The organism is Plantactinospora sp. DSM 117369, from assembly GCF_053764795.1.
In genome coordinates, this window is record NZ_CM132446.1 from 4050186 (window position 1) to 4071075 (window position 20890).

The 20890-nt window shown below is 72.3% G+C and carries 17 protein-coding genes; 8 read left to right on the forward strand and 9 right to left on the reverse strand.

The annotated features are described in order from the left end of the window. Positions 1-42 precede the first annotated feature (42 nt). From ACSMXO_RS17625 to ACSMXO_RS17650, 6 genes are all read left to right on the forward strand, one after another. A complete protein-coding gene (locus tag ACSMXO_RS17625) occupies positions 43-984 on the forward strand; it encodes a sugar phosphate isomerase/epimerase family protein (protein WP_346260233.1) in 942 nt (313 codons plus the stop codon). A gap of 8 nt (positions 985-992) precedes the next feature. Continuing rightward, positions 993-2501 (forward strand): xylulokinase, encoded by a 1509-nt coding sequence (locus ACSMXO_RS17630; RefSeq protein WP_455418588.1) that lies wholly within the window; start codon positions 993-995, stop codon positions 2499-2501. A gap of 89 nt (positions 2502-2590) precedes the next feature. Next, entirely contained in the window at positions 2591-3778 is a 1188-nt protein-coding gene (locus tag ACSMXO_RS17635; protein WP_346260235.1) for a M20 family metallopeptidase, read from the forward strand. Next, positions 3775-4725, forward strand: a complete 951-nt coding sequence (locus ACSMXO_RS17640) for an IclR family transcriptional regulator (RefSeq protein ID WP_455418589.1) — start codon at positions 3775-3777, stop codon at positions 4723-4725. The genes ACSMXO_RS17635 and ACSMXO_RS17640 overlap by 4 nt, the downstream gene beginning before the upstream one ends. Continuing rightward, positions 4722-5981 (forward strand): pyridoxal-phosphate dependent enzyme, encoded by a 1260-nt coding sequence (locus ACSMXO_RS17645; protein ID WP_455418590.1) that lies wholly within the window; start codon positions 4722-4724, stop codon positions 5979-5981. The genes ACSMXO_RS17640 and ACSMXO_RS17645 overlap by 4 nt, the downstream gene beginning before the upstream one ends. After that, positions 5978-7015, forward strand: a complete 1038-nt coding sequence (locus ACSMXO_RS17650; protein WP_455418591.1) for a Gfo/Idh/MocA family protein — start codon at positions 5978-5980, stop codon at positions 7013-7015. Before ACSMXO_RS17645 ends, ACSMXO_RS17650 begins: the two co-directional genes overlap by 4 nt. Here the strand turns inward: ACSMXO_RS17650 and ACSMXO_RS17655 are convergent. The 5 genes from ACSMXO_RS17655 to ACSMXO_RS17675 form a co-directional block, all read right to left on the reverse strand. After that, positions 7002-7847, reverse strand: a complete 846-nt coding sequence (locus tag ACSMXO_RS17655) for a siderophore-interacting protein (RefSeq protein ID WP_455418592.1) — start codon at positions 7845-7847, stop codon at positions 7002-7004. The genes ACSMXO_RS17650 and ACSMXO_RS17655 overlap by 14 nt on opposite strands. Before the next feature lie 118 nt (positions 7848-7965). Next, on the reverse strand, positions 7966-8739 hold the full coding sequence (locus tag ACSMXO_RS17660; RefSeq protein WP_346260240.1) for an ABC transporter ATP-binding protein: 774 nt from the start codon (positions 8737-8739) through the stop codon (positions 7966-7968). Next, positions 8736-9809, reverse strand: a complete 1074-nt coding sequence (locus tag ACSMXO_RS17665; protein WP_455418593.1) for a FecCD family ABC transporter permease — start codon at positions 9807-9809, stop codon at positions 8736-8738. The genes ACSMXO_RS17660 and ACSMXO_RS17665 overlap by 4 nt, the downstream gene beginning before the upstream one ends. Before the next feature lie 4 nt (positions 9810-9813). Beyond that, positions 9814-10866, reverse strand: coding sequence for a FecCD family ABC transporter permease (locus tag ACSMXO_RS17670; RefSeq protein WP_346260242.1), 1053 nt, complete (start codon positions 10864-10866; stop codon positions 9814-9816). Continuing rightward, positions 10853-11857 carry an ABC transporter substrate-binding protein gene (locus tag ACSMXO_RS17675; protein ID WP_455418594.1) on the reverse strand — a complete coding sequence of 335 codons (1005 nt, stop codon included), beginning with the start codon at positions 11855-11857 and terminating at the stop codon, positions 10853-10855. The genes ACSMXO_RS17670 and ACSMXO_RS17675 overlap by 14 nt, the downstream gene beginning before the upstream one ends. A gap of 264 nt (positions 11858-12121) precedes the next feature. Between ACSMXO_RS17675 and ACSMXO_RS17680 the strand changes: the two genes are divergently transcribed. Next, positions 12122-12355: an iron chelate uptake ABC transporter family permease subunit gene (locus tag ACSMXO_RS17680; protein ID WP_455418595.1), complete on the forward strand. Its 234-nt coding sequence runs from the start codon at positions 12122-12124 to the stop codon at positions 12353-12355. A gap of 141 nt (positions 12356-12496) precedes the next feature. On the opposite strand, the gene ACSMXO_RS17685 is transcribed toward ACSMXO_RS17680, so the two are convergent. The 4 genes from ACSMXO_RS17685 to ACSMXO_RS17700 form a co-directional block, all read right to left on the reverse strand. Then, positions 12497-13294 (reverse strand): glycoside hydrolase family 16 protein, encoded by a 798-nt coding sequence (locus ACSMXO_RS17685; protein ID WP_455418596.1) that lies wholly within the window; start codon positions 13292-13294, stop codon positions 12497-12499. A gap of 579 nt (positions 13295-13873) precedes the next feature. After that, positions 13874-14002 carry a hypothetical protein gene (locus tag ACSMXO_RS17690; RefSeq protein WP_455418597.1) on the reverse strand — a complete coding sequence of 43 codons (129 nt, stop codon included), beginning with the start codon at positions 14000-14002 and terminating at the stop codon, positions 13874-13876. Positions 14003-14262: 260 nt separating this feature from the next. Next, entirely contained in the window at positions 14263-16302 is a 2040-nt protein-coding gene (locus ACSMXO_RS17695) for a DUF2264 domain-containing protein (RefSeq protein WP_455418598.1), read from the reverse strand. A 393-nt stretch (positions 16303-16695) separates the two neighbouring features. Continuing rightward, positions 16696-19440 carry a BTAD domain-containing putative transcriptional regulator gene (locus ACSMXO_RS17700; RefSeq protein ID WP_455418599.1) on the reverse strand — a complete coding sequence of 915 codons (2745 nt, stop codon included), beginning with the start codon at positions 19438-19440 and terminating at the stop codon, positions 16696-16698. Positions 19441-19829: 389 nt separating this feature from the next. On the opposite strand from ACSMXO_RS17700, the gene ACSMXO_RS17705 reads away from it, so the two are divergent. Next, the gene (locus tag ACSMXO_RS17705; RefSeq protein ID WP_346260305.1) at positions 19830-19988 is read left to right on the forward strand and encodes a hypothetical protein; all 159 of its coding nucleotides are present in this window, start codon (positions 19830-19832) and stop codon (positions 19986-19988) included. The last annotated feature ends 902 nt before the right edge of the window (positions 19989-20890 follow it).

Below are 20890 nucleotides of genomic sequence, written 5' to 3' on the forward strand. Positions count from 1 at the left end.
GCATCTGTAGCTCGTCGCACACCTGTCGAAGGGAGACCAACGGTGAAGATCAGTTTTGAGGTCTGGCCGAACATGCCCTGGGGCCGGCTGGAGGCGGCCGGTCCGGCCTGGAACTCCTGGGGGGACAAGCCGGCGACCTGGTGCGTGGAGCAGACCGCCAAGTACGGCTACGACGGCGTCGATTTCATCTTCGCGAAGCTGCTGGAGGTGCCGAAGGCCGAGTACGACCAGCAACTCCTGGACGTGCGCGCCACGGCGGAGCGGGTCGGCATCGACATCGGCTACCTCGGCCACCACACCACGTTCGTCAGCCCCCGGGAGTTCGACCGGGAGCGCGGCATCGAGTCGTTCAAGAAGGCCCTGGACGCGGCGGCCGTACTCGGCGCGAAGTCGGTCTGCACGCTGATCGGCGACGGCTACTACGACCCGCCGCTGAACGTGCTGCTCAGCCGCAAGGACGCCTGGCGGCAGTGCCGGGAGGCGATCACCGAGGTGGCCGCACACGCCTCCGGGCTCGGGCTCAACGTCAGCATCGAACTGTTGCAGGGCACCATCCTCAACCGGGTGGAGCTGATCGAGCGGATGTTCGACGAGGTCGGCGCGAGCAACCTGCGGATGACGATGGACACCGGCGCGTTCTACGTCGCGGTGAAGCCGTTCATGAACGTCAAGCAGGCGATCAAGCGACTCGGCCCGTACATCGACATCGTGCAGATCAAGGACGAGGTGGGGCTGCCGACGATCGTGCACTGCAACCACATCTGGTTCGGCGGCGGGCTGGTCGACTTCCGGGAGACGTACGAGGCGCTCGCGGAGATCAACTTCGACGGGTACGTCAGCGTCGAGTGGGAGGGTTGGCAGGTCGGCGGCACCATCGGGGTCGGCGAGCCGGCCGGAGTGGGCCTCGCCGACTTCGACCGGGTCGCCGAGGAGTCCCTGGAGTACCTGATGGAGTTCGGTTTCGTCCCCCGGCGCAGCCGTTGACCGCCGCCGTGTCCGGCGGTCCCCTGCTGGTCGGAGTCGACCTCGGTACCACCGGGGTGAAGGTGCTGGTGGTCGACTCCGGGACCGGCGCCACGGCGGCCCGGACCTACCGCGACTACCCGTCCGACACCAGCCGGCCGGGGCGGCACGAGCAGGACCCGGCCGACTGGTGGCGCGCGGCGGCCGGCGCGGTGCGGGAGGCGCTGGCCGGGTTCGACCCCGGGGCGGTGGCCGGGGTCGGGCTGAGCGGCCACATGCACGCGGTGGCGCTCTTCGACGACCGGGACCGGCCGGTACGCCCGGCGATGACCTGGGCGGACCGCCGGGCCGTCGCCGAGGTGCGGGAACTGCGCGAGCACGGCGACCTCTTCGGCGAACTGACCGGCAACCCGGTGGTGGAGGCGTTCAGCGCCGCCAAGCTCGCCTGGCTGGTCCGGCACGAACCCGAGGCGGTACGCCGGGCCGTCCGGATGGTCCAGCCCAAGGACGTGCTGCGGCACCACCTCACCGGCGACTGGGGCAGCGACCCCACCGACGCCGCCGGCACCCTGCTCTACGACGTCATCCGGCGGCGCTGGGAGCCGCGGCTGTGGGCCCGCTGCGGGGCCGACGAGCGGCTGGCGCCCCGGGTGCAGGGCTCGGCGGAGATCGTCGGGGCGGTCCGACCCGAGGCGGCCGAGGCGACCGGGCTGCGCGCCGGTACCCCGGTGGTGGCCGGCGGCGGCGACGTCTCCTGCGCGGCACTCGGGGCCGGGGCGGTCGCCGACGGTCGGGTCTACGTCAACGTCGGCACCGCCGCCCAGATCGTCACCCCGGTGCCGGAGCCGCGGGCCGGCGTCGACCGGTTCGTCTTCGCCCGGGCCGGCGAGGACGGCTTCCTCGGCATGGTCTCCTCGTACGCGGCCGGGCTGGCGATCCGCTGGGCCGAGCGGAACCTGCTCGCCAGCGGCACCCCGCAGGTGCCGGACGGCACGGCGGACCGGCTGGCCCGGGGGAGTGGCCCCGGCGCCGGTGGACTGACCTTCCTGCCGTACCTGCTCGGCGCCAGCGCCCCGATCCACGATCCGGCGGTCCGGGCCGCGCTGCTCGGCGCCGCGCCGGAACACGGACCCGCCGACGTCGCCCGCGCCGTACTCGAAGGCGTCGCCTACGCCTGCGCGGCGGCGGTGGAGCAACTCCTCGACGGCGCGGGCGCCGCGACCGAGATCCGGGTCGGTGGCGGGGTGACCCGATCGGCGGTGTGGTGCGAGGCGTTCGCCGCCGTGTGCGACGCACCCGTGCGACGGCTGCGCCAGGACGCCTCGCCGCGCGGCGCCGTCGCGCTGGCCGGGATCGGGGCCGGAGTCTGGCCGGACGTCGCCGCCGCCTGCGCAGCGCTGGACGACAGCGAGCCGCTGACCGCCCCGGCCGAGCACCGGCCCGGCTACCGGCGGGCCCGCCGGCGCTACACCGCCGTCGCGGCGGCCGTCGCCGAACTGCACCGCGACCCGGCCCTCACCGGCGGGGGTGCGGGATGAACCTCTCGCCACCTGAACCGCGCGGCGCTCACGCACCGCGTCCGACCCTGCGGTCCAGCGGACCGCGGGGGGAGGCGGAAAAGGGTTCGATGATCGGGCGGATCGACCCGGACGCGGTGCTGGCGGAGGCCGCCCGGCTGATCGCGATCGAGGGCCACCAGGACCATCCCGGGCAGGAGCGCGCGGTCGCCGACTACCTCGCCGACCGGCTGCGCGGCTGTGCGGCCGAGGTCGAGACCCAGCCGGTGGAGCGCGACCGGGCCAACGTGATCGCCCGGGTGCGCGGCAGCCGGCCGGGCCCGACGCTGATGCTCAACGCGCATCTGGACACCGTGCCGCCCTACGGCATGCCGGACGCGCTGCTGCCCAGGGTCTCCGACGGCCGGCTGTGGGGCCGGGGCGCCGTCGACATGAAGGGTGCCCTGGCGGCGATGATCGCCGTTGTCGAACTGCTCGCCGCGCCGGACGTCACGTTCGACGGCGAACTGCTGCTGACCGCCGTCGCCGGGGAGGAGAACGGCAGCCCCGGGATGCGGGCGCTGGTCGGGGCCGGCGTCCGCGCCGACTTCGCGATCGTGGGCGAGCCGACGATGCTGCGGGTCGGGCGGGCGCACAAGGGCGCGATGTGGGCCCAGGCGACGTTCCGGGGTGTCGCCACGCACGGCAGCGTGCCGCAGGACGGGGTCAACGCCGTCTACCACGCGGCCCGGTTCATCGCCGCGGTCGAGCGGGACCTGGTACCCGCACTCGACCGGCGCCGCCATCCACTGCTCGGCCCGGCGACCGTCAACGTCGGGGTGGTAGCCGGCGGGGACCGCCCGCCGATGGTCCCGGCGTCCTGCGTCGTCCAGCTCGACCGGCGGTGGCTGCCGTCGGAACGGCACGACGAGGTGCTGGCCGAGCTGCGCGCGGTCGTGGCGGAGTTGAGTCAGGCGGACCCCCGGGTGGATGCCACGGTCGAGGAGATGGCCGGTACGGCGACCTTCGTGCACGCCCCGCTCGACTGCCCGGCCGACGACCCGTACCTGCGGATGCTCTGCGCTGTCGCCGCGGACCCGGAGCCGGTCGGGTTGCAGTTCTGGACGGACGCCGCCCTGCTCGCCGCCACCGGCACCCCGGCGGCGGTCTGCGGACCGGGCGACATCGCCCAGGCACACTCCCTGGCCGAGTGGGTGCTCGTCGACCAGTTGCGCGGTGCGGCCGAGGTCTATCGTGCTATGGCGCAGCGGATGCTGTCGGTGCGCCGGCTGGACGCCGAGGCCGAGATGAGGGCATGAAGATGGCCAACAACGAACGGAAGCCCGACGGCCTGCGGGCGGTCGAGCGGACCGTCGCGGTGCTCCGGGCGCTCGCGGAGAGCCCGCCGGGTGCCTCGCTGACCGAACTCGTCAAGGCGACGGAGATTCCGGCGACCACCCTGCACCGGATGCTCGGTGTGCTGCGCGGCACCGCGCTGGTCCGCGAGACGGTCGACGGCCGGTACGCGCTGGCCGCCGGCACGATGACGCTGGCCCGCTCCTATCTCGACGGACTCGACCTGCGCCAGGAGGCGCTGGGGGTGATGCGACCGCTCTCCGCCCAGACCGGCGAGACCTGCCACCTCGGCGTGCTCGCCCTGGTACACGTCGTCTACATCGAGAAGATCGACAGCCCGTCCCCGGTGCGGATGTACAGCCGGGTCGGCCAGACCAACCCGGCGCTGACCACCGCGATCGGTCGGGCCATCCTCGCCCACTCACCGGCGCACGTCCTCGACGAGGTGATCGAGGCGCACGGGCGGCTCTCCGGCGAACCCGTGGTCCGCGCCGACATCGACGCGCTGCTGGCCGGCGTACGGGCCGACGGCTACGCCCGCGACCTGCAGGAGAGTGAACTCGGCATCTGCTGCGTCGCGGCCCCGGTCTTCGACCACACCGGGCACGTCGTCGCCGGGCTGGGCATCTCGGCCCCGGCCACCCGGTTCGACGCCGAGGCCGCCGGCCGGCTCGGCCCGCAGGTCCGGGCCGCCGCCGCGGACCTCTCCGGCCAGCTCGGCTGGAGCGGTGCGCCCACCCGCGCCATCACCGAGCCGCAGACCGGTGCGCCGGCGCGCGGCGTTGCCGACCCCGAGAGCGGTTCGTCCACTCGCGACGTCGCCGGCCCGCAGGCCGGTTCGGGCGGCCGGACGCCGGAGCCGCGTTCCCTGCCGGCTGCGGCGCGCTCGCTACCGACGGCGGCGCGATGAGGGACTTCACCGTCGCGTGTGTCCGGTGCCGGCAGAGCACGGAATTCCCCGCCTACCGCTGCCGGAGCTGCGGGTCACCGCTCGTGCTCGACCTGAACCCGGTCTCCGCCGAGGAGTGCCGGCGCACCGCCGGAAGCGGACTGTGGCGGTACGCCGGCATGCTGCCCCGGACGACGCACGCCGTCACCCTCGGCGAGGGCGCGACACCACTGCTGCCGCTGCGGTACGGCGGTGTCGACGCCCACGTCAAGCTGGAGTCGCTGAACCCGTCCCTCTCCTTCAAGGACCGGGCGATGGCGCTCGCCGCGTCCGCCGCCCTCGACCGGGGACTGGACGGTCTCGTCCTGGCCTCGACCGGCAACGCTGCCGTATCGGCCGCCACCTATGCCGCAGCGGCGGGACTACGCTGCCGGATCTTCTGCGCCACCGGCTCGAACGCGGGGGCGAAGCTGGCGACCGCCCGGGCGCACGGTGCCGAGGTGGAACTGGTCGACGGCCACTACAGCGACGCGTACGCCGCCGCGACCCGCGCCGAGGGGGAGGGCTGGCTCAACGTCACCACCACCTACCGGAACCCGCTGCTGACCGAGGCGTACCGGCCGATCGCGGCCGAACTCGTCGAGGACCTCGGCGCCGTACCGGACGTGCTGGTCGTACCGGTCGGTGCGGGCCCGCTGCTGCGCGGCATCTGGCTCGGCTTCACGGATCTGCGGGACGCGGGCCTGACCAGTACCCTGCCCCGGATGGTCGGGGTGCAGGCCCAGGCATGCGCTCCGCTGGCCCGCGCCTGGGACGCGGCGGACTGGGAGTCGTCGCTGCGCGAGCCCGTCGTGGTCGCCCCGACCGCCGCGACCGCCATCGCCGACGCGCTGCGCGGCTACGAGGATGAGGGCCTGCTGACCCTGGCCGCCGCTCGGGACAGTGGCGGCGCGATCGTCGCCGTCGACGAGCCGGCCATCGCCTCGGCAGCCCGTGATCTGGCCCGGCACGGGCTGTTCGTGGAGCCGGCGGCGGCCGCCGCGGTGGCGGCCCTGCACACCTCCGCCGTCCCCGCGCGGTCGCGCGCCGTCGCCGTGCTCACCGGCCACGGCGCCAAAGAGCCCTCCACCTTCACCGTCCCCGGCGGGCACGGCGCCAGGGAAACCTGCACTGTCGCCGTGCCCGCCGGCCGGGGTGCGCAGGCACCCCCGGCTCTCGCGGTGCCCACCGGCCGGAGTGCGAACACACCGTCCATCCCCGGGAGGGAATCGCCATGACCGGACCGACCGTGGTGATCGCCGGAGTGGGGCGGTTCGGGGCCCTGCACGCCCGGGTCTGGGCCGAGGCCGGCGCCCGGATCGTCGGTCTGGTGGACCCGGACACCGCCCGGCTCGCCGAGGTGGCCCGGGCGCACGGCGTCGAGGCGACCGACACCGACCTCGCCCCGCTGCTCGACCGGGTCCGCCCGGAGGTCGTGCTGATCGCCTCCGACGAGGCCTCACACGTCGGGCTGGCCGTGACCGCCCTGGCGGCGGGCAGCCACGTCTTCGTCGAGAAGCCGCTGGCCCTGTCGGCCGCCGACGCGTGGCGGATCGCCGACACCGCCGAGGCCCACCAGCGGCAGGTCGTGGCGGGGCACATCTCCCGGTTCACCGCACCGATGGCCCGGATGCGGGCCGGCATCGAACGGGGCGCCGTCGGCAGATTGTGCGCGCTGCGGCTGCGCCGGGACTTCAGCCGCGCCTGGTTCCTCAGTTTCGGTGACCGGGTGCATCCGGTCTGGGAGTCCTGCATCCACGACATCGACCTGGCGATCTCGTTCGCCCGTACCCCGGTACGCCGGGTCGTGGCGATGCGCAGCGGCGCGGCCGGTGACGCGGCGCCCAGTGTGGTCAGCGCCCTCCTCGAATTCGACAACGGGGTGATCGCGACGGTCGAGTCCGCCTGGCTGGTGCCGGCGACCGCGCCCGGCACCCTGGACGACGGTCCGTTGACCCTGGACGGGGCCATCGTGGGCGAGGTCGAGGTGTTGGGCCTGGACGGGATACTCAAGCAGCGGCTGGTCAGCGACGCGCTGGTGGAGTGGACCCGGGCCGGGGTCCAGATTCCGGACCTGTCGCTGTGGCCGGAGGAGGACGGTGTGGTCGGCGGGGCGTTGCGCCGCGAGGTGGGGTACGCCCTCGCGGTGTTCACCGGCCGGCGCGAGCCGGACGTCATGCCGGTCGAGGAGGCGTGCTGGGGCGTCGCGGCGGCCGAAGCCGTCGTCGAGTCGCTGCGTACCGGCGCGCCGGTGGAGCCTAGGCGGCGCTGACCCGGGTGCGAGTGGCCCGCCAGTAGCCGCAGAACATGATGTTCTCCTTCGGCACGCCGGTGCTGACCCAGTGCCGGCGCAGCCCGGTGGCGAGCCCCTGTTCGCCGGCCACCCAGCCGTAGTACGGCGAGTCGGCCGCCGGCAGGTCCCGGGCCGCGGCGAGCGCGAGCGTCCCGGGTACGCCGGGCCGGTCGCCGCGGACCAGCCAGCTCAGCTCGACGCCGGGCGGCGCGGAGAGGGGCTGCCGGTCCGCCTCGGCGGGGACCTCGATGACGGCGTGTCCCCGGGTGTGCGGCGGGAGCGAGGCGAGCACGCCGGCGACCGCCGGTAGGGCGCTCTCGTCGGCGACCAGGCGCACCTGGTCGACCGGCGCGGGCGGATTGAACCCGATGCCCTCGTCCAGGATGGCCACCGGGTCACCGGGGCGGCAGGTCTGCGCCCAGGTGGCGGCCGGACCCGCGCCCGGGTCGCCGGCCGTACCGTGGATGACGAAGTCGACGTCGAGTTCCGGTCCGCTGCCCGGTTCGTTGCGGTAGCCGCGCACCGTGTAGTTGCGCAGCACCGGCCGGGACGACTTGGCGATGGTGAGGAACCGCAGGTACGCGAGGGTGTTCAGCCGGTCCGGCAGTTTGCCGAGCGAGTCGTCGGCGACCGGGATGAACAGCCGGAACCACTGGTCGAATCCCATCGGACGGAACCGTCCGGCGTCCTGCTCGCCGAGGGTCACCCGCTGGAAGTGCGGCGAGATCCGCTCACTGCGCAACACCCGCAGGTGGAGCAGCTCGGACACCTCCGGCTTGACCCTGGTCGCGTTCAGGTTCGTCCTGGCCATCTTCCCCTCGCCTCCGGTCTCCGGTTCGTAGTCGGGTACTTCCAGTGGTCGTCGCGGCACGCTCGGCGCCGGGATCCGGGCGAGCTGGAGCGGTTGGCGCGGCGCAGCGGGCGCGCCCTCAGACGGGTACCACCATCGGGGTGCCGGCGATCGGGTCGGGCACGATCATGCAGTCGAGCCCGAAGACCTTCTCGACCAGTTCGGCGCTGACCACGTCGGTCGGGGCGCCTTCGGCGACGATCGCGCCGTCCGACATCGCGATGACGTGGTCGCAGAACCGACAGGCGAGGTTGAGGTCGTGCAGGACGACGACGATGGTCTTGCCGGACTCGGCGTTCAGCTTGCGGAGCAGCCGCAGCAGTTCGACCTGGTGGTTGATGTCCAGAAAGGTGGTGGGCTCGTCGAGCAGCAGCAGGTCGGTCTCCTGGGCCAGGGCCATGGCGACCCAGACACGCTGGCGCTGACCGCCGGAGAGGTCCCGGATCGGACGGTCGATCAGGTCCGCGGTGCCGGTGGCGTCGAGCGCCCGGGTGACCGCCTCGTGGTCGCGGTCGGTCCAGCGCCGGAACCAGCCCTGGTGCGGGTAGCGGCCCCGGGAGACGAGGTCGGCGACGGTGATGCCGTCGGGCGCGACCGGGGTCTGCGGGAGCAGCCCCAGCACCTTCGCCACGTCGAGGGTGCGCAGGTCGGCGACGGCCCGGCCGTCGAGGTAGACGGCGCCGCCGCGGGCCGGTAGCAGCCGGGCCAGACCGCGTAGCAGGGTGGACTTGCCGCAGGCGTTGGCGCCGACGATCGCGGTGATCCGGCCGTCCAGCACCGTGACGTCGAGGTTGGCGACGACGGTCCGGTTGTCGTATCCGAGGGTCAGGTCCTCGGCGCGCAGTCGGGTCATCCACCCACTCCTTGCCGGTTCGTGGTGGCCAGCAGCCACAGCAGATAGGGAGCACCGACCGCGCCGGTCACCACGCCGGTGGGCAGCGGTGTCGGCAGCAGGTGCACGGCGACGAGATCGGCGGTGAGCAGCAGCGCGGCGCCGACCAGCGCGGCAGGCAGGATCCCGCCGGTGGCCGGGCCGAGCAGGCGGTTGGCGATCGGGCCGGCGACGAGGGCCACGAAGGCGATGGGACCGGCCACCGAGACCGCCAGGGCGACCAGCACGATGGCGGTGGCGAGCAGGCCGGCCCGGCTGAGGTCGGGCCGGGTGCCCAGGGTACGGGCGGCGTCGTCGCCGAGTTCGAGGGCCCGCAACGGTCGCTGGAGCAGTACCGCGACGGGGAGCAGGACGAGCAGGGCACCGGCGAGCAGGCGCAGTTCGTCGGTGCTGGCCTGCCCGACGGAGCCGGTCAGCCAGTGCATCGCCTGGCGGGCCTCGAAGAGCCGGGCCCGGCTGAGCACGTAGCCGATGAGACCGTCGAAGAAGACCGACGCGCCGATGCCGATCAGGATGAAGCGGTAGCCGGTGACCCCGTCGCGCCAGGCCAGCAGATACATGAGCAGGCCGGCGAGGATCGCGCCGCCGAGGGCGAGCCCGCTGACGGCGAGCCCGCCGGCCTGGAGCAGCACGATCCCGGTGACGGCGGCGAGCCCGGCTCCGGAGGTGATGCCGACGAAGTCCGGCGAGGCGAGCGGGTTGCGCAGTAGTTGCTGGAAGATCGTCCCGGAGGCGCCGAGTGCGAGCCCGACCGTCAGGGCGGAGGCGGCGGTCGGCAGCCGCAGGCCGCGCACGACGAAGTCGACGCTGGGGTTGTCGCGCAGGTGCAGTACCGAGGCGACGACCTCACCGGCGCCGAGCCGGAAGCTGCCCACCATCATGGTCAGGACGAAGAGCGCGGCCACGGCCACGGCCAGGGCGCAGGTCACGGCGGTGGAGCGGGCCCGGCGCCGCCGCCGGTTGCCGCGCAGCGCCGAGCCTGCCCCGGTACCGGTCGGTGCGGTGGTCGGGTGGGTCGTCGTCGTGGTCATCCGCTCACACCTCCGAGAGCCGGCCGTACCGGACGATGGTCACGAACGCGGGCGCGCCCAGCACGCCGAGCACCACCCCGACCTGGAGTTCGTCGGGGGCGGCCACGACCCGGCCGAGCACGTCGGCGAGGAGCAGCGCGATCGGCGCCAGCACCATCGAGTACGGCAGGATCCACCGGTAGTCGGGACCGCAGATGAGCCGGGCCACGTGCGGTACGACGAGTCCGACGAAGACGATCGGCCCGCAGGCGGCGGTGGCGGCGCCGGCGAGTACCGCGACCACGGCGAAGGCGGCCGTGCGGGTCCGGGTGACGTGCTGGCCGAGGCCGCGTGCGGTGTCCTCGCCGAGCGCGAGGCCGTTGAGGGCACGCCCGAAGCCGAGTGACGCGGCCAGGCCGAGCAGCAGGAACGGCGCGACCCCGGTCAGGATCGGGGTGTACCGGCCGGCGAGCGAGCCGACCTGCCAGAACCGCAGTTCGTTGAGCGCGTCCACGTTCGTCATCACCATCCCGGTGGTGACCGAGACGAGGCCGGCGGTGACCGCCGCTCCGGCCAGGGCCAGCTTGACCGGCGTGGCGCCCTCCCGGCCCAGTGACGCGATCGCGTACACCAGCACGAGCGCGGCGATCGCTCCGGCGAAGGCGAACCAGATGTAGACACCGACGCCGCGTACCCCGAGCACCGTGATGGCGAAGACGACCAGGACGGCGGCACCGGAGTTGATGCCCATGATCCCGGCATCGGCGAGCGGGTTGCGGGTGACGCCCTGCAGGATCGCCCCGGCGACGCCGAGCGCGGCGCCGACCAGGATGCCGAGCAGGGTACGGGGGACCCGCAGCTCCAGCGTGACCGTGCTGGCGATCGACCCGTCGTCGCCCAGGTTGCCGAGGGCGCGCAGCACCTCGGAGAGCCCGATGGAGCGCGAGCCCATCGTCACGCTCAGGAACGCGACGGCGACGAGGAGCAGGCAGAGCGCGGCGAGCCCGGGCCAGAGAGCCGAGGCCCGCCGCCCGCCGCGTCCCGGGGCGCGCGTCGGGACGCGGCTAGCTGCCGACATTCGGATCCGCGGCCTTGACCGCCTCGGTCAGCTTGGTCAGTTCGGTGGCGAAGTCGCCGTAGGTGTGCAGCCAGAATGCCGGCCAGGAGACGGTCGCGCCGGCCTTGGCCGCCTTGATCTTGAACCAGGTCGGCTGCTTCTTGCCCCACTCCGCGTTGGCGGTGGGGGTGAAGGAGCGGCCGTCCCACAGGATCAGGTCCGGCTGGTACTTGTCCGCGTTCTCCCAGCTCAGGTTCTCCCAGTACGGGAAGCCGGGGTCCGGGCTACCCGGGTTGATCACTTTCAGTCCCCAGCCCTGCAGGTCCAGCAGCTCGGGCGCGTACTCGGGGTTGGCCACGTACACCTTGTCGTCGGCGGGCGACATCGCCGCGACGGTCAGCCCGGGCTTGCCGGCGGTCGCGGCCTTGAAGGCGGTGACCGCCTCCTCGAAGCGCTTCTTGTGCGCCGCGATCTCCGGCTTGTCCACGTCGGCCCCGAGGCTCTCGGCGAGATCCTCGTACCCCTCGGCCAGCGCGACGATCGACTTGCCCTGGCTGACACCGACGACGGGGGCCAGTTCGGCGAGCTTCTTGCTCTTCTCGTCGACGCCTTCCTCCAGGCCGCTGTGCGCCTTCTCCGCCGGCCACCAGTCGCCGACGATGAGGTCCGGGCGCAGCGCGGCGGCCTTCTCGACGTCGATCTTCCCCCACTCCTCGCCGAGGATCTCGATCCCCGCCAGGTCGAGGTTGCGCAGGTTGGGGTCGGTCTTGACCGACTCGTCGGCGAAGATGCCGACCGGCTTGATGCCGAAGGACATCAGCGCGGCCGCCTCACCCGCGTGCGCGATGATCCGGGTGGGGGTCTTGTCCGCCTTCACGACCTGGCCGGAGCCGTCGGTGAAGGACCAGGGACCGCCGGCGGCGGGGGTGTCGGCGGTGTCGGAGTCGCTGCCGCAGCCGGCGAGCACGACGCTCAACGCGGTCACGGCCAGGACCGGACGCCATGCGCGCATGGTGGTGGTTTCCGTTCTCTCGGGTTCGACCGAGCCTCGGCGGCTCGGTGGTTAGGTTAGGCTAAGCACAGCAGTACCTCTTGGCTAGCCGACATGATCCGACTCACCCGAAGATCCAGGTCCCGGCAGGCTGCTCGGACGAGGTGCCGGACGCCCTAAGGCCGTCCGGGCCGGTCGCCGACTCCGCTGGCTACGGCATTCCCCGGGGCGTCGGCAGGTGAGCTACGCCGGCTTGACTTGATCAAAGGTTGGCTAACCGCCCGGATGCTGCCGGTCGTCGCGCTGGTCGGGGCGATCCTGGTCAGCCTGGCCGGCACGCTCGGTCGGACGCCCATCGCACCCGCGCAGATCCCGGCCGGCCTGGTCACGGCCATGGTCGGTGCGCCGTACTTCGCCTGGCTGCTCTGGCGTTTCCCGCGCCGTGACGCCGGCCGCACGATGACGCACCCGGTACGGGCGGCCCGGGGGAGAGAGGCCGGTTGCCGCCGGTACCCCTGACCGGAAACCGGCACGGCAGATAACCCGATCCCGCGGACCGGGACGCCGCCTCGACACGTCCCGGCCCGCAGGGCCTCGACGACCGCCCCGGCTGGTGGGCGCCGGCACCGGACCTGCGCCCACCTCCGCTGGTCAGGGTCGTCAGTTGCGGGTGCGGCCGAGGTAGAGGTTGCGGGCGCGGTAGAGGGTTTCGGCGGTCGGCCCGGGTGAGCCGGAGGAGCCTTCCATCTGGAGGTTGATGATCAGCCACATCGGTTTGCCGACGAAGTGGGATCCGCGGTGCTGGCCTTTCCACTGGCCGTCAAGGTAGTAGTGGATGTCGACGTCGGTCGTGTTGACCTTGGTGATCCAGACCCGGTATTCGTGCCACGCGGCTGGGTTCGACACCGCGACGATGGTGTTGTCCCATGCCCCGTCGTAGGTGTTGAACCAGTTGCGGGCGTCGCCCTTGTACTCCAGGATGTCGCTTTCCGGTGGCCAGCTGTTGGCTCCGGTGAGCCAGAACGCCGGCCAGGTGCCGCGGGTCGACGGTGCCTGGAATTCGCCTCTGACCTCGTAGTTGGGAAACTGGTCGTTGACGAGTACCTGGTCTTTGGCGTGGATGGCGCCGGAGTGGTAGCGGATCGGCAGGTGTGGGTCGGCCGAGCTGGTTCCTTCGTCCCAGGTGATGCGGGTGGCTTTGATGTTGAGCTGTCCGCTGGGGGAGAGGTAGACGTGGTTGTTGTCGGTGGCGCTGGCGTACATGCGGGCGCTGCCGTTGTGGTCGGAGCCCCAGGGGTAGCGGAAGTTCCATTCGGCGATGAGCGCGTCGCGGTTGGCGAACGATGACCCGTTGATGAGTGTCTCCCAGGTGGCCGCCCGGGCAGGCGGTTGGGCGAGCACCATGGTGCCGGCGAGCAGGATGGTGAGGGCGAGGCCGCCGCGGACGGTCCGGATCATTGCCACCACCTCGGTGATTCTGGTCCGGTACGCCACAGTGGCCGGCCCGGTTCGGTGGTCGCCGGTGCCGGGGGCGCGGCGTTGCGTGGGCAGACGGGTCTTGTTTCGATCATTGCTTCTCCGCCTTTCTGTGGTCGGGTGGCCGAGGGCCTTCTGGTGCCGTCCTGGCGCATCCCCGGCCCGGCCCTCCCGCGGTGGCACCGGCCTCCGGCTGGCTGCCCCTCCGGACCGCGGGTGTTGACGGTCCGGCAACACCTTGGTAATCGAGCGTGCACCGGCACACCAGATCCTGAACCGATTCAACCATGGAGATACATAAATGAACATCACTGGCTGTGTCGACATGTGTGATCGGCGCTGGAATCATTTGCCCGGCTCGGGATCGATGTGACGGAGTCGATCAATAGCTGGCCGCCGAAGCCCATGCTTGACGGTCGGCGTCGCCGGCCCTAGCGGGCGGACCCTTCCTCGGTAACACCGCCGTAACAGGGAGTACCGATCTCCCTCGTGGGGCGGGCCGGTGCCCGGCCGGTGCCGTCGCTGTCCCGGCTCGATAGCCGGGCGGCGAGGTGGACGTGTTCAGGTGCGCTGCGGCGCGGTCGTCGGTGGGTCGAGCGCGGCGCGCAGGCTGAACCGGCTGTTGGCCCACACGACGTACAGCAGCGGCGTCGCCGCCGCCAGGCCGAGCGCGATCGCGGGCCGGGCCACGAAGAGCTGCGTCAGCAGTGCGAGGACCAGCAGTGACGCGGCGCTGAAGTACCAGCGACGTACCGCGAGGTACCCGCAGGCGCGGGCACGTCGCGAAGCCGCGCGGCGGGCCGCGCGGCCATGGTCACCAGCCCCAGTGGCGCGGTGGCGGCGGCGAGTACGGTGAGCATGGCCAGGATCGGCAGCAACCGGCGAGGCCGAGTGTCAGCGCCGTCGCGGCGCCGATGACAGCCGGTACTGCGGCCTTCATCCCTTCCTCCTTATGTGAGGGGCCCGGGCGGGCCCGTACTGCTAGCAGGTCGCCTGACGGCGGGCCTGGCCCGTCCCGTGTCCAGGCGGGTCGTCGTGCTGGCCCCGTCCGGCCAGTCCACCCCCACGTGGAGGCCGTCGGCGTCTTCGTCCAGCACGACCTGACACGGCTGCCTGGGAGTCGAGGCCGCGAACTCCTCGGACAGTTCGACGAGGGTGGCGATCCACTCCCCTGGCTGGACGGGGTGGTCCAGCCAGGGCACGACCAGCCCGCCGGCCAGGGGCCCGCCGTGCGTGACGGTGGTGGCGCCGGCCGTTCCGCCGCCATGGACTGTCTCGAGCCAGCTGATCAGGCCGGCCCCGGTCACGGTCGCGACATTGCCGCCGAAGGCGGCCGTCGCATCACCGGCAAGGGCCCAGCCGCCGATCCGCAGCCGCAGCGCAGCCGCCTCGACGCCGTCGGCGAGGCCGTCGACGCGGGTCAGGCGTAGCTCCCAGGGGCCGCGAACCAGCGAGTACACGGTGAGGTGCCCGGCCGGTCGGGACTGGCCCGTGCGGCCGCCGCCGTGGTCACGTTGGCCCGGAGCTGGGTCGACCCAGTGGGCGAGCGCGCGCGACCCGGCCACGCCGACGCCGTTGCCGTCGACCTGCTGGGTCAGTAGGCGCATGCCGGCGCGGTGGGTGGCCCGGCCCGCGCCGTCGACGAGGGTGACGGACTGGTCGAGCGGATTGACCCAGCCGCTCTCGTCAAGGACCGGGCTGGTGGCGGTGGAGTAACCGAGTCGGGCGTAGAGCGGGGAGTCGCAGACCGTCGCGCCGTCCAGCGCGTGGTCGGTGCCGTGGTTGACGACGCGGACGATTCCGTCGGCGCGGGTGGCCGAGACCAGCCAGCCCGGCGCGCGTATGGCCCGTACCGCGTCGTGCTCCTCGACCGGAAGCGGCCGCTCGGGCTCCGTCCACACCGGATGGTCGGCGGGCAGTGCGATGCCGAGCAGGCCCTTGCTGGCCCAGTACGGCGAGCCGGGGCCGGAGTATGCCTGGGCCAGCCGCGGCCACGGCCCGTGCCAGCCGAGAGTGAGCAGGCCACGCTCGTCCGGGGCGCCGCGGTCGACGAAGTGGCGCACGATGCCGGTGGCGGCGCGGCGCAACTGGCCGAGGCTGACCGAGGGCACGCGGGCGATCGTGCCGACCCAGAACGGCGCTGCGGCGGCGAACCGGTAGATCAGGCTCCGCCCCTGGATCAGCGGCGACCCGTCGGCGCCCACGAGGGCGACCGCGTCCCGCAGGAACCGGTCGAGGCCGGCCACATCCCGCTCGCGGCGCTCCGCGGCCAGGTCCGCCGCGCCGGCCATCCGGGCCCACAACGTCGGATACAGGTGCAGGGCCCACCCCACGTAGTGGTCGTAGGCGCGCTCCGGCCCGTCGGACATCCAGCCGTCGGCGCGGGCGAATCCGTCGTGGGTGGCCAGATCCTCGGCCATCTCGTCGAGCGCGTGTGGCCCGCCCACCGAGCGCAGGAACGTCTGCACAACCAGCCGGAACCAGACCCAGTTGATCCGCGGGTAGGTGTGGTCGCCGACCGCCGGAGCGAGGTAGTCCACCACCCGCTCCCGCACCGCGGACGGCAGCCGGTCCCAGATCCACGGGCGGGTCATGTCCAGGATCAGGGCGATCGAGGCGGCCTCCACCTTCGCCTGGGGGTGCTCGTCCAGCCGCACCCAGCGCTCCGGTGAGGCCGGATCGGTGCCGGCGGCGATGCCGGTCGCGTACCGGTCGACGAGGTCGTCCACGCCAACCCCGCGGGCACCGGCGATGCGGAAACCAGCCAGCAGAAATGTGCGGGCGAATCCCTCCAGGCCGTCGACGGCCCGGCCGTAACCGCCCTCCGGGCCGGGAAAGGTGACGAGAGCTTGTCCGGGCGACGTGAACGGCTGGGCGGCGGCGAGAATCCGGTCGGCGAGGGCCAACCAGTCATTGCGGCGCCAGCTTGCGGCCATCCCGGCGCCCGAGCGTCTCCCCGGTGCCGTCTGGCCGGTGGTGTCGGAGATCATCCGCGGTCCTGTTGCATCGATCCACCTCCATGGCACGTGGCGACTGGATGTCGCCCGCACATGTACCGGCAACGGCCGGGTTTCCGAAGTACAGGGCTCAGCACAGAGTGAGTCGATGACGCTATCAAACCGGGATGACCATCTTCGATCAGAAGAGCGCATGCGTCGCGTGCTCTCGTGCCGGCTCGGACCGCCTCGCCCCCATGCGCGGGCCCGCTCCGCTGTGCGGCGGCGCCTGCGCGACGCCCAATGAGGAAACCGGTCTCCGGGCTCGGCGGCACCGGCAGCGAAGTTCCGATCGACCTCGAAACGTCGAAGACCATCGATGCCGCCGCGGGTAGGGCACGCAAAGCCCAACCTGGCCACCTCGCACGTCGACGGCTGACCGGCGCATCAGCCCAGGCGTTGAAGACGGCGGCGGGCGTCCTCGGCCGCCGGGTCACCCAGATCGTCGTAGATCTGCGCCGCCCGCCGCCACGCGGCCGCCGCCCCGGGCAGGTCGGCAATCGCTTCCCGCGTGTCGCCGAGCCGGATGAGCGTTTCGGCCTCGTGGTACCGGTCCGCGGAGTCGCGGAATAGCTGGATCGCCTGTTCGTAGCAGCTCAGGGCCCGGCCGTGTTCGCCGAGGCGGTCGTACGCGAAGCCGAGGCTGTCCAGTGTCGCCGCCTGGCCGTTGCGGTCGCCGCTGCGTTCCTGCTGGGCGAGGGCCTCCATGCAGCTCGCGATGGCCCCGGCGTAGTCGCCCCTGCTGGCGTACAACCAGCCGATCGCGTTCAGCGTCCGGGCTTCCCCGGAGCGGTTGCCGGCTAGCCGGTAGAGCCGGAGCGCTTCGCGGGCATGCGCGAGCGCCTCGTCCAGCCGGCCGAGCAGGTAGCAGAGTTCGCAATAGTTGTGCAGGGTCTGGGCCTGGCCGGTCGGATCGCCGAGGCGTTCGTGCAGATCGAGGGCGCGCCTCAGCCGGTACTCGGCGGTGTCGTGCTGGCCGAGTCGAGTGAACGCGCGGGCCAGCAGCCGGTTGGCTGCGGCCTGCCCGGCGACGTCGTCGATCTTTTCCGCGGCTGTGAGTGCGACCTGCTGGACAGCGAGTTGGTCCTGCCAGAGGCCGCGCGGTGCAAGGAACGCGTTCAGCGTCCAGGCGATCTGCCAGGCGTACGCGTCGAATCCGGTCTCGGCGGCCTGGGAGACCAGGCGTAGCAGTACGCGGTGCTCGGCGGTGAACCAGGCGAGCGCGGTGTCGTGATCCGTCGCCGGGCTGCTCAGGTGGGTCGGCAGCGCTGGCAACGGATCGATGGGCGCCCATTGCGGCTGGAGCAGCAAGGCGGCTGGATAGGCGTTGTGTAGATAGTGGTCGTACAACCGGTGCCGGGCGGCCAGCCGTTCGTCGGCGTGTTCCGACGACTGTGCAAGCTCGGCCGCGTAGCTTCGAAGGAGGTCGTGGAAGGCATACCGGCCTGGCACGTGTTCTGTCAACAGGTGGAGCCGGGTCAGCTCGCGCAGCGGCGGTACGACGGCCGGCACGGTCGCCCCGGCGAGTGCGGCGGCGGTATCGGGGGTCAGGTCGGGGCCGGGATGCAGCCCCAGCAACCTGAACAGTCGTGCCGCGTCCCGGCTCAGAGCCAGGTATGACCAGGAGAAAACACGCCGAGCATCCCCGTCGGCCAGGGCGTCCAGTCTCGCTTCGGCCGAACGCAGCTCGGCGGCGAAGGCGTCGAGTGGGAACGAGGGGTGCGTGGCGACGCGGGCCGCCACCATCGACAGGGCGAGTGGAAGTCGACCGGTGGCGGCGATGATGCCGGCGACCGCGGCCGGTTCGGCGGCGAGTCGGTTGGAGCCGAGCCGGCCGGCCAGCAGGCTCATCGACTCCTCGGTGGTGAGCACGTCCAGCGTCAGGGGTACGGCGCCCTCCGCGGCGACCAGGCCGCTGAGCCGATCGCGGCTGGTGACCACGACCGCGCAACCGCCGGCACCGGGCAGCAGGGGGCGTACCTGGGCGGAGTCGCGTGCGTTGTCGAGCACCACGAGCATCCGGCGAGAGGACAGCAGGCCACGGTAGAGCCCGGTACGGGTCTCTACACTCGACGGAATCTTGGCCTGGGGCACGCCGAGGGCCTCGAGGAGGCCGAGCAGGGCATCGGCCGGGGACACCACGTCGGCTTCGTCGTACCCGCGAAGGTTCACGTAGAGCTGGCCGTCGGGGAAGTGCCCGACCACCCGGTGTGCCCAGTGCAGCGCCAGGGCGGTCTTACCGACCCCGGCCATGCCGGACACCGCGGAGATGACCACCGTCGGCTGCTCTTGTGCCCCCTCGTCGAGGAGCGCGTCGAGGCTGGCGAGCTCGACGCTGCGGCCGACGAATCCCGGCACCGCGAGAGGCAGTTGCTCGGGACGTCCGCTGAGCGGGTCCGACAGTGCGACGTCGCGTACCGGCTTGTCCGGACCGGTCGCCGGTGCCGCAGCCAGGTTCGGGCGGTGGTGCAGGATGTCGTTGTGCAACTGGGTTAGCTGCGGCGCCGGGTCCAGACCGGTCTGCTCGGCCAGCACATGCCGGGCCTGCCGGAAGGCGTCCAGCGCGCCGGCCACATCGCCGATGCGGTACAGGCCGAGCATCAGCTGACCCCACGCCCGTTGCCGCAGCGGTTGCCGGTCGAGAAGGGCACGTAGCCGGTGGACCACCTCGGCCGCCGAGCCGAGCGCCAACATCGCCTCGGCGTAGTCCTCCTCGGCGACCATTCGCCGTTCCTCCAACTGTTCGACCCGCCGGGCCAGCAGTGGATGCAGCGGCAGATCGGACAGCGCCGCCCCACGCCACATGCCGACGGCGGCGGCGAGCTCGGCCTCGGCCCGGGCCGGGTCTCCGGCGGCGAGAGCGTCCCGGCCACGGGACGCGGCCGCGTCGAACCGGTCCAGATCCCGCTCCTCGGACCCCACCCGGACCCGATAGCCACCAGCCGCGGCGGAAATCCCCTCCCAGGACTCGCCGCCACCCAGCGAACGCCGTAACCCCCGCACGTAGGTACGCAGGTTTGCCGCCGCTGACGGGGGTGGCTGGTCGGCCCACAACACCGCGGCCAGCTCATCGGTGCCGACAACTTCATTGGGCCGCAACAGCAGGGCCGCCAGCAGCAGACGTTGCTTCACCGAGCCCAGCGGAACCGGCCGACCCTCGCGGGAGACCGTCAGCGGGCCAAGAAGGTCAAAACGCAAGGAGCACCGTCCCGTTAGAGTTTCTGGCAAGATGATCTGTGGGGTTCCGTCTCTAGCGGACGATGGTCTGCGATCTTCCGTCGTGAGGCGGGGTAAGCAGCCGCCGTGGATCGTGCCGGACGGGCTGCGGCAGCGCATCGAGCGGTTGCTGCCGAAGCCCGAACGCAACCCACGGTATCCAGGCCGTAAGCCGATTCCGACCGGCAGGTGCCGGGCGGGATCGTGTTCGTGTCGCACGCCGGAATCCAGTGGGAGTTCCTGCCTCAGCGGTTGGGGTTCGGGTCCGGGCGGCCAGCCCCGGCCCAAGAGCGGACCGAGCCCGGTTGACCGTGCCCGGCCGGGTTCGAAGCACCACGTCCGGACCGAGGGCGCCGCTGTCCCGCTGGTGGATCGCCCGTCGCGGCCAACCCCACCGCTCCGGGCTGGCCGGGTACATCCACGAAGTCTTCCTCGCCCTCGCCACCTGCATCATCACCTACTGACACGTCACGCGACTGTGTTAGGACCTCTTGTAGCCGCCGAGGACCGGGATTGGGTTCGACGGCACCACGAGCCGAAGCGCAGATTCCGGACCGGTTGAGTGCCTGGACATGGCGCCCGCTGTCCGTTTCGAGCCTTGGGCCGGCGTCATCGCGTGCGTAGCGCTGCCGCCCGAATGATGACCGCTATCCGTGGCCGATGTACGCCGCCCGGAGGAATCCACCGGTCCTGCCGGCGAAGCACGTCGTGGCGGAAAAGGTCGTGGTGGACGGGGACCTCCAGGGGCCGTACATGTCGTAGTTCGGCAGGTTATAGACCCGGCCCGGGTTGCACCTCAGAACAAGACGGTACGCACCCTGCCCCGCGGTGCAACGGGCCATCCGGCTGTCGACCGTGCCAGTCGGGTGCGGCAGAATGGAGCAGTTCGAGGCGTAGGCACTGGCCGGCGAAGGCGCAGCCAGGATCAGCACGGCCGCTGATGCCACCGATACCAGGCCTGCGGCTACCCTGCGTCCAATGGACGTCGACCGTGTCTCCACACGGGCTTCCTTCCGCTCTGGATGATCGCCGCGACGCTCGCTGACGAACCGTCGACCCAGCCATCCCATTGCATCCCCGATAGGCCGACAACCCAACGAATCCGCAGAAATCTGAGGATGCCCGGCCCGTCACCGGGGTGGCCAGCCAGGGCAGGCAGGCACCGGCCAGGTGGCAGGCGACGAAGACCCGGGGGAGGCTGGTGTCTCGGCCGTAGGCCGCTGATGATCGGATGCGGTGTCCTGTGCCGTCCCCTCGCCAAGATCGATGCGCTGGGCTGGAAGGCGATCGCCGGCTCGCGCTACTGCCCCGGTGCCTGGCCGACTCCGGCGGGTGGTGGCCGATTCGCTGGCAGCTCCCCTACACC

Bases quoted from the DNA above. Each gene is read 5' to 3' on its own strand.
- ACSMXO_RS17635 (WP_346260235.1), top strand. From the start codon at position 2,591: ATGATCGGGCGGATCGACCCGGACGCGGTGCTGGCGGAGGCCGCCCGG.
- ACSMXO_RS17640 (WP_455418589.1), top strand. From the start codon at position 3,775: ATGAAGATGGCCAACAACGAACGGAAGCCCGACGGCCTGCGGGCGGTC.
- ACSMXO_RS17645 (WP_455418590.1), top strand. From the start codon at position 4,722: ATGAGGGACTTCACCGTCGCGTGTGTCCGGTGCCGGCAGAGCACGGAA.
- ACSMXO_RS17650 (WP_455418591.1), top strand. From the start codon at position 5,978: ATGACCGGACCGACCGTGGTGATCGCCGGAGTGGGGCGGTTCGGGGCC.
- ACSMXO_RS17655 (WP_455418592.1), bottom strand. From the start codon at position 7,847: ATGGCCAGGACGAACCTGAACGCGACCAGGGTCAAGCCGGAGGTGTCC.
- ACSMXO_RS17660 (WP_346260240.1), bottom strand. From the start codon at position 8,739: ATGACCCGACTGCGCGCCGAGGACCTGACCCTCGGATACGACAACCGG.
- ACSMXO_RS17665 (WP_455418593.1), bottom strand. From the start codon at position 9,809: ATGACCACGACGACGACCCACCCGACCACCGCACCGACCGGTACCGGG.
- ACSMXO_RS17670 (WP_346260242.1), bottom strand. From the start codon at position 10,866: ATGTCGGCAGCTAGCCGCGTCCCGACGCGCGCCCCGGGACGCGGCGGG.
- ACSMXO_RS17675 (WP_455418594.1), bottom strand. From the start codon at position 11,857: ATGCGCGCATGGCGTCCGGTCCTGGCCGTGACCGCGTTGAGCGTCGTG.
- ACSMXO_RS17680 (WP_455418595.1), top strand. From the start codon at position 12,122: ATGCTGCCGGTCGTCGCGCTGGTCGGGGCGATCCTGGTCAGCCTGGCC.
- ACSMXO_RS17685 (WP_455418596.1), bottom strand. From the start codon at position 13,294: ATGATCCGGACCGTCCGCGGCGGCCTCGCCCTCACCATCCTGCTCGCC.
- ACSMXO_RS17695 (WP_455418598.1), bottom strand. From the start codon at position 16,302: ATGATCTCCGACACCACCGGCCAGACGGCACCGGGGAGACGCTCGGGC.